This is a genomic window from Polaromonas sp. P1_F2 (assembly GCF_056405735.1).
The window spans coordinates 74,294-86,229 of record NZ_JBFUBN010000015.1 but is presented as its reverse complement, the minus strand read 5'-3'; the positions used below and the strand labels follow the sequence as shown (position 1 = coordinate 86,229).

Annotated in this window: 13 protein-coding genes; 6 read left to right on the top strand and 7 right to left on the bottom strand. The window is 63.3% G+C overall.

The genetic code is table 11. The features are described from left to right. The first annotated feature begins 30 nt into the window (after nt 1-30). On the top strand, nt 31-1,215 hold the full coding sequence (locus tag AC1D0O_RS22905) for an AlbA family DNA-binding domain-containing protein (RefSeq protein ID WP_477655790.1): 1,185 nt from the start codon (nt 31-33) through the stop codon (nt 1,213-1,215). A gap of 39 nt (nt 1,216-1,254) precedes the next feature. Here the strand turns inward: AC1D0O_RS22905 and cynS are convergent, their stop codons facing one another. The 7 genes from cynS to AC1D0O_RS22870 all read right to left on the bottom strand — a co-directional run bounded on the left by cynS (nt 1,255) and on the right by AC1D0O_RS22870 (nt 7,385). Next, nucleotides 1,255-1,698 carry a cyanase gene (cynS, locus tag AC1D0O_RS22900; RefSeq protein ID WP_477648254.1) on the bottom strand — a complete coding sequence of 148 codons (444 nt, stop codon included), beginning with the start codon at nt 1,696-1,698 and terminating at the stop codon, nt 1,255-1,257. A gap of 53 nt (nt 1,699-1,751) precedes the next feature. Then, a complete protein-coding gene (locus AC1D0O_RS22895; RefSeq protein WP_477655789.1) occupies nt 1,752-2,546 on the bottom strand; it encodes an ABC transporter ATP-binding protein in 795 nt (264 codons plus the stop codon). A 46-nt stretch (nt 2,547-2,592) separates the two neighbouring features. Continuing rightward, on the bottom strand, nt 2,593-3,456 hold the full coding sequence (gene ntrB, locus AC1D0O_RS22890) for a nitrate ABC transporter permease (RefSeq protein WP_477655788.1): 864 nt from the start codon (nt 3,454-3,456) through the stop codon (nt 2,593-2,595). After that, nucleotides 3,453-4,811 (bottom strand): CmpA/NrtA family ABC transporter substrate-binding protein, encoded by a 1,359-nt coding sequence (locus AC1D0O_RS22885; protein WP_477655787.1) that lies wholly within the window; start codon nt 4,809-4,811, stop codon nt 3,453-3,455. Before AC1D0O_RS22885 ends, ntrB begins: the two co-directional genes overlap by 4 nt. 117 nt (nt 4,812-4,928) lie before the next feature. Continuing rightward, nucleotides 4,929-5,600, bottom strand: coding sequence for a response regulator (locus AC1D0O_RS22880; RefSeq protein ID WP_477655786.1), 672 nt, complete (start codon nt 5,598-5,600; stop codon nt 4,929-4,931). Then, nucleotides 5,597-6,796, bottom strand: a complete 1,200-nt coding sequence (locus tag AC1D0O_RS22875) for a sensor histidine kinase (RefSeq protein WP_477655785.1) — start codon at nt 6,794-6,796, stop codon at nt 5,597-5,599. The genes AC1D0O_RS22880 and AC1D0O_RS22875 overlap by 4 nt, the downstream gene beginning before the upstream one ends. Nucleotides 6,797-6,824: 28 nt before the next feature. Beyond that, entirely contained in the window at nt 6,825-7,385 is a 561-nt protein-coding gene (locus AC1D0O_RS22870; protein ID WP_477655784.1) for a hypothetical protein, read from the bottom strand. 243 nt (nt 7,386-7,628) lie between these two features. Between AC1D0O_RS22870 and AC1D0O_RS22865 the strand changes: the two genes are divergently transcribed. Genes AC1D0O_RS22865 through ptsP form a run of 5 tightly spaced genes read left to right on the top strand, consistent with a single transcriptional unit; the run spans nt 7,629 to nt 11,925 of the window. Then, entirely contained in the window at nt 7,629-8,171 is a 543-nt protein-coding gene (locus AC1D0O_RS22865; RefSeq protein ID WP_477655783.1) for a hypothetical protein, read from the top strand. A gap of 5 nt (nt 8,172-8,176) precedes the next feature. Then, entirely contained in the window at nt 8,177-9,484 is a 1,308-nt protein-coding gene (locus tag AC1D0O_RS22860; RefSeq protein WP_477655782.1) for an MFS transporter, read from the top strand. Beyond that, entirely contained in the window at nt 9,481-9,924 is a 444-nt protein-coding gene (locus AC1D0O_RS22855) for a PTS sugar transporter subunit IIA (RefSeq protein WP_436155839.1), read from the top strand. Before AC1D0O_RS22860 ends, AC1D0O_RS22855 begins: the two co-directional genes overlap by 4 nt. Then, on the top strand, nt 9,893-10,162 hold the full coding sequence (locus AC1D0O_RS22850; RefSeq protein WP_436155840.1) for an HPr family phosphocarrier protein: 270 nt from the start codon (nt 9,893-9,895) through the stop codon (nt 10,160-10,162). The genes AC1D0O_RS22855 and AC1D0O_RS22850 overlap by 32 nt, the downstream gene beginning before the upstream one ends. Beyond that, on the top strand, nt 10,159-11,925 hold the full coding sequence (gene ptsP / locus AC1D0O_RS22845) for a phosphoenolpyruvate--protein phosphotransferase (RefSeq protein WP_477655781.1): 1,767 nt from the start codon (nt 10,159-10,161) through the stop codon (nt 11,923-11,925). The genes AC1D0O_RS22850 and ptsP overlap by 4 nt, the downstream gene beginning before the upstream one ends. Nucleotides 11,926-11,936: the final 11 nt, after the last annotated feature.

Sequence of the window (11,936 nt, the reverse complement as noted above, 5' to 3'; positions counted from 1 at the left end):
CCACTTCACACTGACTGAGAGCGCTCACACATGACTCTCCCTGAGAATTTGCTAGCGACTACACAAGCGCACATACAGCAACTTGTTGTTGATCAGACACGCGAGGGGCCGCACCTCGATTTCAAGCGAGACTTTCCGACTGCATGGAATGACGCCGCTAAACATGAGTTCTTGGCGGATGCGACAGCGTTTGCAAACTCGGGTGGTGGCGACCTGATTTATGGAATAGAAGAGGACGGACAAGCTCAAGCCTTGGCCGTTGTACCTCAAGCTATTGCAAATGTGGACCAGGAAATTCGCCGTTTACAGGACTTCTTACTTAATCTAGCTGACCCTCGCTTGCCTGGAGTGACGCTTCATGCAATACCAGTTTCGGTCGCGGGGGTTGATGGTCATGTGATTGTGGTGCGCATCCCGCAAAGTTGGGTGGGGCCGCATCGAGTTAGGACGAATCAGCATTTCTTTATTCGTGACGGATTGCGAAAGCGTCAACTTGATGTTCCGGAACTTCGATCACTGTTTCTGCGCACCGAAGGCCAAGCACGGCGAGTCAATGATTTTCGTACTGAGCGACTCGGAAAAATACTAAGCGGAGAGGCTCCACACCGGCTTGTCGATGGCCCGGTTCTAGTGGCACACCTTGTGCCCACACAGGCCGCGCTTGGGCTGGTCCAAGTTGATCCGATTCCATATACCAACCAACGAGGGCTACCAGTTATCGGAACAACAGGGGGGCGGGCGCGGATAAATCTAGACGGCGCTTTAGTCGTACGAAATGAGACGGTTCAAGGAGAAGCCCATGGCTACTCACAATTTTTTCGCAATGGCTTCTTTGAATCCACGTTGGTTCTCACTCGCCGAAATGAAGAGGGGCGGGCGGTTCTGCCAAGCCTTCTTTATGAACGACAACTGATCGAGCTGCTTGGTACCTTCAGGGGCGAGCTTGATCGCCTCAACATCAATTACGAATGTGCTGTGATGCTTTCACTGCTGCGTGCAGATGAAGTAAGGCTTGGTGTTCGATCTGACTGGGGCTTCGACGATCCCCATCAGACATTGTTTGATCGTAAGACTGTCGTTCTACCGGACATTGTTGCTCCCGCAGACGTGGTACCTGAACAAGCGATGAAGCCAGCTTTTGACTTAATGTGGCAAGCTGCCGGCTTTGTTGGCTCTCAGAACTACAACGCCACCGGACAGTGGGCGCCACGCTAAGCTTAGTGGGCCTTAGGATACCTGTAGGTTAAAGCCGTCTTAATAAGTCTTATACGGCAAGAACTTCCCCGACAACACCACATTGACCCGGTCGCCCTTGGGGTCCGGCTGCCTCACGATGTCCATTGAAAAGTCGATCGCGCTCATGATGCCGTCGCCGAATTCTTCGTGGATCAGTTCCTTGATGGTCGTGCCGTAGACGCTCACGATTTCATACCAGCGGTAGATCAGGGGGTCGGTGGGCACGGGCGTGGGCAGCGAGCCTTTGTAGGGCACAACCTGCAGCCATTTCTGTTCTTCGGCCGTCAGGCCGAAAATCTTGCCGATCACTTTCGCCTGTTTGGCGTCAAAGGTCATCTGGCCCAGGCAACCGGCGGTGACCCATTCCTTGCTGAGGCCGACCTTCTTGGCGACGGATTCCCAGGTAATGCCTTTGCTGACTTTGACGGTGATGATTTTTTCGGTGATGTCGTTGCGGTTCATGGTTTTGGCTCCTGTGTTTGAGGGGGTTTTGAAAAGTGAAATGAAAAGGGCGGTCAATGCGCCTTGGCGCGCGTGACCAGGAAATCGACGATGTGGTTGCGCAGCTCGTAATAACCGGGCAGGTGGTGCAGGCCGGCGCGGGTGCGTTCCCTGGGCAGCGGATTCACGACTTCCTCGGCGATGCGCCCGGGCGCGTAAACACCTTCGTTGTCTGTGCCGTTGCTCATCAGCAGGATGCGGTCGGCCAGCAGGATGGCCTCGTCCACGTCATGCGTAATCATGAAAACCGTCTGCTGGGTCTCGCGCACGATGGCCATGAGTTCGTCCTGGATGGTGCCGCGTGTCAGCGCATCGAGTGCGCCAAAGGGTTCGTCTAACAGCAGCATCTTGGGCTGTATCGCGAAGGCGCGGGCAATGCCCACGCGCTGTTTCATGCCGCCCGACAGCTGCGAGGGCTTTTTGTCGATGGCGGCCGAGAGGCCGACCATGGCGACGAATTTTTCGACATGGGTGTTGACCTGCGCGGCCGTCCAGTCGGGCCAGCGCGAGACCACGGCAAAGGCGATGTTCTTGCGCACCGTGAGCCAGGGCATGAGGGCGTGGCTCTGGAAGACCACGCCGCGCTCCAGGCTGGGGCCGCCTATCTCGCGGTTGTCCATGAACACGTGGCCCGAGCTGGCGCTGTCCAGCCCGGCCAGCACATTGAGGATGGTGGTCTTGCCGCAGCCCGAGTGGCCGATGATGCAGACAAACTCGCCCTTGCTGATGGTGAAGGACACATCGGCAAACACCGGGCGGCCCGGCGTGAAGCTTTTGCTGAGGCCCTCGATCTTGAGAAATCCCTGCATATGTTCTTTCTTTGGCGGGCTGCTTGCCTGGACGCGCGTGGCGGTTTCACTCCACATAAGTGACGACCTTCTGCAGTTGCGCAAACGCCAGGTCCAGCAGCATGCCGACGATGCCTATGACCAGGATGGCGAAGATCACGTTGGTGAGCGAGAGGTTGTTCCATTCGTTCCAGACGAAGTAGCCGATGCCGGTGCCGCCCACCAGCATCTCGGCGGCGACGATGACCAGCCAGGCGATGCCCATGGAGATGCGCATGCCGGTCAATATGGTGGGTGCCGCTGCAGGCAGGATGACCTGGAAGGCCTTGCGCAGGGGGCTGACTTCCAGCGTGCTGGCCACGTTGAGCCATTCGCGCTTGACCGAGGCCACGCCGAAGGCCGTGTTGATCAGCATGGGCCAGACCGAGCAGATAAAGATCACAAAGATGCCGGAGATCGACGAGTCCTTGATGGTGTAGAGCGCCAGCGGCATCCAGGCCAGCGGCGAGATCGGTTTGAGCACCTGGATGAAAGGGTCAAACGCGCGGCGCAGCAGCGGCGACATGCCGATCACAAAACCCAGGGGTAYGGCGACCGCGCAGGCCAGCAGAAAGCCCAGGCCGACGCGCGCCAGCGAATGGCCCAGCTGGATCAGGATGCCTTTGTCGTTGGGGCCGTTGTCGTAGAGCGGGTTGGAGACCTGCTTCCAGATGGCCGTGCCCATCTGGCCCAGCGTGGGGAAGCCGGTGGTCTTGGTGCTGCTCGGGTCCTTGCCCATCATCTTCTGGTATTCGATCTGCTCGGCGCTCAGGCCCGCGATGCTGGCCGCCACCGTGCCGGGTGCGGGCAAGGTGGCCGTATACCAGATGGCGAGAAAGGCCAGGAAGATCAGCAGCGAGACCAGGCCCGCTTTGAGGTTCAGGGATTTCATGAGAGCTTGTTGATCGGAAAACTTTTCACGTAGTCCTCGGGCTTGGCCGGGTCGAATTCCTTGCCCATGACCTTGAACTTTTTGTACGCGCCTTCGGGCGGCTTGAAGCCGGCCAGCGCCATCTGTTTCTTGGCGTCGGTCAGCATGAAGACTTTTTCGGCGATCTGTTTGTAGTTGACCTCGCCCTTCACATAACCCCAGCGCTTCATCTGCGTGAGCATCCACACCGCCATGCTCTGCCAGGGCACGGGGTCGAAGTTGGCGCGGTCGGGCACGTTGCGGATATTGCCCAGGCCGTCGGCGAACTTGCCGGTCAGCACCTGCTGCAGCACGGCCTCGGGCTGGTTCAGGTATTGCGTGGGCGCGATGACCTTGGCGATCAGGTCGCGGTCCTTGGGCTGGCTGGCCATGAAGGAGGCGCCCAGCACCGCGCGGTACAGCGCGGCAAAGGTGTTGGGGTTCTGCTTGATGAACTCGTCGCTGACACCGAAGGCGCAGCAGGGGTGGCCGTCCCAGATTTCTTTCGACAGGATGTGGATGAAGCCGACCTCGTCATACACCGCGCGCTGGTTGAAGGGGTCGGGGCCCAGGAAGCCGTCGATGTTGCCGGCGCGCAGGTTGGCCACCATCTCGGGCGGCGGCACCACACGCAGCTGCACGTCGGTGTCGGGGTTCAGGCCGTTCTCGGCGAGGTAATAGCGCAGCAGGAAGTTGTGCATGCTGTACTCAAACGGGATCGCGAACTTGAAGCCCTTCCAGTTTTTCGGGTCGCGGTTGTTCTTGTGCTTGACGTGCAGCGTGATGGCCTGGCCGTTGGTGTTCTGGATGCTGGCGACGTTCATGTTGACCTGGTTGGAGCCCAGGCCCATGCTCATGGCCAGCGGCATGGGCGACAGGAAGTGCGAAGCGTCATGCTCCTTGTTGATCATCTTGTCGCGTATCAGCGCCCAGCCGGCGGTCTTGTTGAGCTGCACGTTGAGGCCTTCTTTTTTGTAGAAGCCCAGCGGGTCGGCCATGATGAGCGGGCTCGCACAGGTGATGGCGATGAAGCCTATCTTGAGGTCCTTCTTCTCCAGCGACTTGCGCTCCTGCGCCATGGCTTGCAGCGCGCCCAGCGGCAGCACCGAAGCAATGGCGGCGCGCGCCGTGTTGGCGCCCACCGCGCGCAGAAAGCCGCGGCGCACGCTGTCGACCGGGAACAGCGCTTTCACCAGGCTGGCTTCCATAAAGCCGTGCGAGAGTTCCTGCGGGTTGTCGGCGGCGCTGCCGTGTTCACCGGGCGCGTGGTTTTCGCCGCAGGCGCAGCGCAGCATCAGCGGACGGTCGGCATCATAGGCATCGAAACGGTTGGACATGGCAAACCCCTTTGGCAAAGATGCAGGTTTCCATGCAAGGCGCGGGCCTGTGGGCGCGGTTTGCGGCATCGCCGCTGCAAATCGCCGGGCCCCGCCCTAAGCGCTGTAGGGCCAGCCCTACAAATTCGGCGTTTTGGCGTGGCGCTCGGCATACAGCGCGAGTTCCACGTCGTTGCGAGTGCCGGTTTTTTCGAGGATGCGCGCGCGGTAGGTGCTCACGGTGTTGGTTGCCAGGCCCAGCTGCGCACCAATTTCGCCCACGGACTTGCCGGCCGTGAGCAGGCGGAACACCTGGTGCTCGCGGTGCGACAGGGATTCGGTGCCGCCGCTGCCGCTGCCGCTGCCGGCCGCGCTGCCGCCCATGGCGCTGGCCAGGGCCTCGGCGGCAATCGCCGACACATAAATACCGCCGCCGGCCACCTTGCGCACCGCCGCGATCATGTCGTCGGGGTTGGCGCTTTTGTTCAGGTAGCCGGCCGCGCCCAGCTTGATGCAGCGCACGGCGTATTGTTTTTCGGGATAGGTGCTGAGCATCAGCACCGGCAGGCGCGGCCATTGTTTCCTGAGGGCCTGCAGCACGTCCAGGCCGTCGCGGTCGGGCAGGGCGATGTCCAGCAGCACCGCGTCCAGGCCCTTGTCGCCGCCCAGGGCTTGCACGCGCTGCAGGATGTCGGGCCCGGTTTCGGCCTCGGCCACAACCTCGATTTCAGGGGCGTCAGCCAGCACCTGCTTCAAGCCCTCGCGCACGATGCGGTGGTCGTCGCCGATCAGGATTTTGAGGGTGTTCATGGGGTGCTCACGGGTTCGGCCGGCAGTGCGATGCGCAGGTGGAACAGCGAGCCGCGGCCGGGCTCGCTGCTGATCTCCAGGCTGCCACCCAGGTGGCGCGCACGCTCGCGCATGCCCATCACGCCATAGGCATCGGCCGCTTCAAAGGCGGCAGCTTCGGCGCCGCGGCCGTTGTCCTGCACCGCGATGCTGATGCCGGCCGCATCGGCGTGGATGTGTATGGTGACTTCGCTGGCGGCGGCATGCCGGCCCACGTTGCTGAGCATTTCCTGGAAGATGCGGAAGATGGCGATGGACCCCGGCTCGGGCAGGGGCGCGGCGCCGGCCACGTCCATCTGCCAGTCCAGCGCCAGTTCGGCCGACTGCACGAACTCGTGCGCCTGCCAGTCGAGCGCGGCCCAGAGTCCCTGGTGGTCCAGGATGCTGGGGCGCAGGTCGGTGATGATGCGGCCCACGTTGTCGACGGCGCTTTCGATCAGCCGGCCCATGTTCTGGCATTTGTGGCGCATGGTGTCGCGCATGGCCTGGGCCGCTTCGGGTTCGCGCTGCTGCTGCTCACCCAGGCGTTTGTCCAGCCAGCCCACGTCCATCTTGAGGGCCACCAGCAGGCTGCCGAGCTCGTCGTGCACCTCGCGCGCGATGCGGGTGCGCTCCTCCTCGCGCACGCTGTGGGTGTAGGCCGTGAGCTCGCGCAGGTGCTGCAGCGCTTCGGAGAGCGCGTGGGTGCGTTCGCTGACGCGCTGCTCCAGCACCGCATGGGCCTGGCGCAAGGCATCTTCAGCCTGGCGGCGCGCCGAAATGTCGACAAAGGTGACCACCGCGCCCTGCACCACGCCGCCTTCGACAATGGGGTAGGAGGAATACTCGACCGCGAAGGCGCTGCCGTTTTTGCGCCAGAACAGTTCGCTGTCGATGCGGCAGGGCAGGGCCTTGCGGAAGGCATTGAAGATAGGGCACAGCTGCTCGGGGTAATGCGCGCCGCCGGCGTGCGAGTGGTGCGCGAGTTCGTGCATGTTGCGGCCCAGCACCTGCTCCGCTTCATAGCCCAATTGCTCGGCGCCGGCCCGGTTGATGAAGGTGCAGCAGCCGTCCATGTCGATGCCGAAAATGCCTTCGCCGGTGGATTCCAGCAGTTGCGACAGCCGGTCGCGCCAGACCGGCTGGTTGGCGCCGGGAAGGTGTGTAAGTGCGGGCACGAAGCGGCTCGGTTGATGGAGGACCTGGCTAGTCCGTGAATTCAGTGAACATCGCTTCAGGGCAACGCCCGCCGGCGCCATTGCGTCCGTAGTAATTCCAGCGATAGGCCATTTCGGTGTTGTCCCGGCAAGCCACACCTTTGTACAACTTGCCATACGTGGCTCTGGCACCTGAGGATGACCGGTAGCTGTCATGGGATTCCGCCACCAGCACGCCATTTTTGGGGTAAACCTTCAGCACGCCATAAGACGCATTGCTCGGAATGTCGTAGTCCACATAGAGTGTGTTTCGCTCGGCATCCCGCCCTGAATTTTCTATCAGGATAAAAACCGCCTGTTGCTGCTCAACCAGCTCCTGCTGCGTCAGGTGGGTAAATGTCTGGGATTGGATTTTTTTACCGAACTTCAGTGCCGGGCCCAGCACCAGCAAAGGTTTTCGATCGCCCGTAGCGGCAGGGTTGAACCGATGTTGAAGCGGCTTCTTGAACCGGTTGACGACAGCCGAGAAAATTTCATCGTCGCTAAAGTTCTGGTTCTGCAGCTCCAACGCCCAGACAGGGCTTGCAGCGCATAGCAGCATGGCCGCCATGAATGCGTGTGTTTTGAAATTGACCATGACCAAGCTTACCAAGCCAGGGCTCTGTCCGGACGGCCGTGATGGCGGGCCCGCATCATGGCACGCGAAGTCCTGAACTTCTTCGATAGGGGTTCTGGGCATATGCCAGGCATGAGCAAGCAAGGTGCCCAGCTTGGTGCGAGGCCGGATGCTTTTTGCGCGCCAAAGCGGTGCAAAACGCCGCCTCCAGGCGGGAATCCCTGTAAAGTCCAAGGCATGCTTATGATTTCCGGGGCCGCTATGCGCCCCTTGCCGCGGCCGGCCGTCGCCCTTTTGACGGCCGTGGCCCTGCTCACGGCCTGCAGCCCCACCCTGAACTGGCGCGAAGTGCGGCCCGAGGGCACGCGCCTGGCGCTGCTGCTGCCTTGCAAGCCCGACAAGGCGCAAAAAACCGTGCCCCTGGGCGGGCCGGCGACGCCGCTGTCCATGCTGGGCTGTGATGCGGGCGGCGCCACCTTTGCCGTGGCAGTGGCGCAGTTGGGCGATGCGACCCAGGCCGCGCCTGTGCTCGCGCAGTGGCAAAACCTCACGCTGGCGAATATGAAGGCCGGGCCGGCACAGGTCTCGCCGCTCAAGCTGCCCGGGGCGGCTGATGCCATCCTGGTCAAGGCCCAGGGCCAACGCGCCGACGGCACGGCGGTGAGCGGGCAGGCGGCTTACTTCGCCCAGGGCGCGCAGGCCTTCCAGGTGGTGCTGTATGCCGACCGCATCACGCCCGAGGTCGCCGAGACCTTTTTCTCCAGCCTTAAATTCGAATGAGTCGAATGACGACCGCCGAAACCTCCATGTCCGCCGCGCACAAGGCATCATCCGCCGCGTCCGAGCCCGGCCGGCTGGATGCCTGGACCGGCGCCATCGTCTTCCTGGCCTTTGCCGCGGCCTACTTCTGCTCGGCGCTGGTGCGGGCCATCACGGCTACCTTGTCGCCGGTGCTGACACAGGATTTTTCGCTGCATGCGCGCGACCTGGGGCTGCTGGCGGGCGGCTACTTCTTGGGCTTTGCCGCCACGCAGTTGCCGCTGGGCACCTGGCTGGACCGCCACGGCCCCAAGCGCGTGATCCTCAGTTTTTTGAGCCTGGCGGTGCTGGGCTGCCTGGCGTTCTCAGTGGCGACCAGCTTTGCCTGGCTGCTGGCCGCGCGGGTGCTGGTGGGCATGGGCGTGAGCGCCTGCCTGATGGCGCCGCTCACGGGCTACCGCCGCTGGTTCGAGCCGGGCACGGTGCTGCGCGCCAATTCCTGGATGCTGATGACGGGCTCGCTGGGCATGCTGGCCTCGACCTTGCCGGTGCAGTGGCTGATGCCGGTCACGGGCTGGCGGCCGCTGTTCTGGATCCTGGCGGCGATGATCTTGCTGTGCATGGTGGCCATTGCCTGGGTGGTGCCGACCTGGAAGCTGAGCGGCTCCAGCGCGCCGGGGGCGCCGGCCGAAGCCGAGGCTGAGACCGGGTATGCGCCCATCTGGCGCAGCCGCTATTTCCGCAAGATGACGCCCATGGCCTTTTTCAACTACGGCGGGCTGGTCGCGGTGCAGACCTTGTGGGCCGGCCCGTGGATGGTCAAGGTCGCGGGTTATACGCCGCTTGAGGCCGCCACCGGCCTCTTCTCTATCAATGCCACCATGCTGGTGACCTTCTGGAGCTGGGGCATGGTCAATCCCTGGCTGTCGCGCCATGGCTGGTCGGCGACGCGGCTGATCACCTGGGGCGTGCCGGTCAGCATCGCGGTGCTGGCCTTCAATATCGCGGCCGGCACGTCCACGGGCTGGCTGGGCTGGGCCTTGTTCTGCATGGGCTGCAGCGTGATGGGCCTTGCGCAGCCCGCGGTGGGCATGGCATTCAAGCCCGCGCTGGCGGGCCGGGCGCTGTCGGCCTACAACCTGATGATTTTTGCCGGCGTGTTCGTGGTGCAATGGGGCATAGGCCTGCTGATCGACGTGTTCGCGGCCCTGGGCCTGGGGCAGGTGGCGAGTTTCCAGGCCGCCATGGCGGTGTTATTGTGTTGTTGTATCGCCTCATATGGGTATTTCCTCAGTGTCCGCGCCGATAATTCAGTGGAACCCGCAAACCCATGAACGGCATTTTTATCATCGCCCACGCCCCGCTGGCCTCCGCCCTGCGCCAGTGCGTGCTGCATGTGTTCCCCGACAACGCCCCCGGCGTCGCCGCGCTGGACGTCCAGCCCAACATGCCGCCCGAGGAAACCCTGGCCCAGGCGCGCATCATGCTGGCGCAGCTGGGCACCTCGCATGCGCTGGTGCTGGCCGACGTGTTCGGCGCCACGCCCTGCAACGTGGCGCAAAAGCTCGTCGACGGCGTTCATTCCAAACTCATCACCGGCATCAACCTGCCCATGCTGCTGCGCACCATCTCCTACCGGCACGAGTCCCTCGACGCCCTGGTGGCGCGCGCCCTCATCGGGGCCACACAGGGCGTGATGCAGGTGGCCATCACCGCACCGCAGAACCAGGTACGCCGAAACCATGATCAAGACCAGCACGACCATCAGCAATAAGCTGGGCCTGCACGCCCGCGCCTCCGCCAAGCTCACCAAACTCGCCGGTAGCTTCGGCTGCGAAGTCTTCATGAGCAAGGGCGAGCGCCGCGTCAATGCCAAGAGCATCATGGGCGTGATGATGCTGGCCGCCGGCCTGGGCAGCACGGTGGAGGTCGAGACCCATGGCAACGACGAGCAGGCGGCGATGGATGCCATCCTTGCGCTCATCGCCGATAAATTTGGAGAAGGCGAGTGACCTTTTCCGTCCACGGCCTGGCTGTTTCTCGCGGCATCGCGATAGGCCGTGCCGTGCTCGTGGCGTCCAGCCGCGCCGACGTGGCGCACTATTTTGTCGACGATGCCAAGACGGCCGACGAGATCACGCGGGTGCGGGTGTCGCGCAATGCGGTGATGGAGGAAATCACGCGCCTGCAGCAGGACCTGCCCAAGGACGCACCGCACGAACTCGCCGCGCTGCTGGACGTGCACCTGATGCTGCTGCAGGACGAGCAGCTGATCAGCGGCGTCAAGCACTGGATCACCGACCGCCACTACAACGCCGAGTGGGCGCTGACCACGCAGTACGAAATCATCGCGCGCCAGTTCGATGACATGGAGGACGAGTACCTGCGCGAGCGCAAGGCCGACCTCGAACAGGTGGTCGAGCGCATCCTGCGCCACATGAAGGGCGTGGCCTCGCCGGTGCAGCCGGCGGGCCAGGCGGGCGCGGGCCGCAAGCTTTCGCAGCAGGACCTGCTGCTGGACGACACCACCGATGTGCCGCTGGTGCTGGTGGCGCACGACATCTCGCCGGCCGACATGCTGCAGTTCAAGCAAAGCCTGTTCGCCGGCTTCGCCACCGACGTGGGCGGCAAGACCTCGCACACGGCCATCGTGGCGCGCAGCATGGACATCCCGGCGGTGGTGGGCGCGCGCAGCGCCAGCCAGCTGATCAAGCAGGACGACTGGGTCATCATCGACGGCGACGCCGGCGTGCTGATCGTCGACCCTTCACCCATCATCCTGGCCGAGTACGGCTTCAAGCAGCGCCAGGGCGAGCTCGAGCGCCAGCGCCTGAACCGCCTGAAGAACACGCCCGCGCTGACGATAGACGGGCAGCGCATCGAGCTGCTGGCCAACATCGAGATGCCCGAGGACACCGTGGGCGCGGTGACGGCCGGTGCGGTCGGCGTCGGGCTGTTCCGCAGCGAGTTCCTGTTCATGGGGCGCAGCGGCAAGCTCCCCGACGAGGAAGAGCAATACCAGGCCTACCGCAAGGCGATAGAAGGCATGCACGGCCTGCCGGTGACCATACGCACGGTGGACATAGGCTCCGACAAGCCGCTGGACCGCCACGCCAAGGCGCAGGACACCCACCTGAACCCGGCCCTGGGCCTGCGCGCCATACGCTGGAGCCTGGCGGACCCGCCGATGTTCCTCACGCAGCTGCGCGCCATCCTGCGCGCGGCGGCGCACGGCCAGGTCAACCTGCTGGTGCCCATGCTGGCGCATGCCACCGAGATCCGCCAGACCATGTCGCTGATAGACCATGCGCGCGCGATGCTCGACAACAGCGGCACGCCCTACGGCCCGGTGCGGCTGGGCGCGATGATCGAGATCCCGGCGGCCGCGCTCACGCTCAAGCTCTTCCTGAAGTACTTCGACTTCCTGTCGATAGGCACCAACGACCTGATCCAGTACACGCTGGCGATAGACCGCGCCGACGAGACGGTGTCGCACCTCTACGACCCCTGCCACCCGGCGGTGCTGCGCCTGATCGCCGACACCATCGCCGAATGCGATGCCCAGGGCAAGGGCGTCAGCGTCTGCGGCGAAATGGCCGGCGACGTGGGCATGACGCGGCTGCTGCTGGGCCTGGGCCTGCGCAGCTTTTCCATGCACCCCTCGCAGATCCTGGCGGTCAAGCAGCAGATCCTGCGCGCCGATGCGTCCAAGCTGCAGCCTTGGGCGGCACAGGTTTTGGCGAGCGAAGACCCGGCCGCTTTGCTTCAATCCTGAGCAGACGGGTC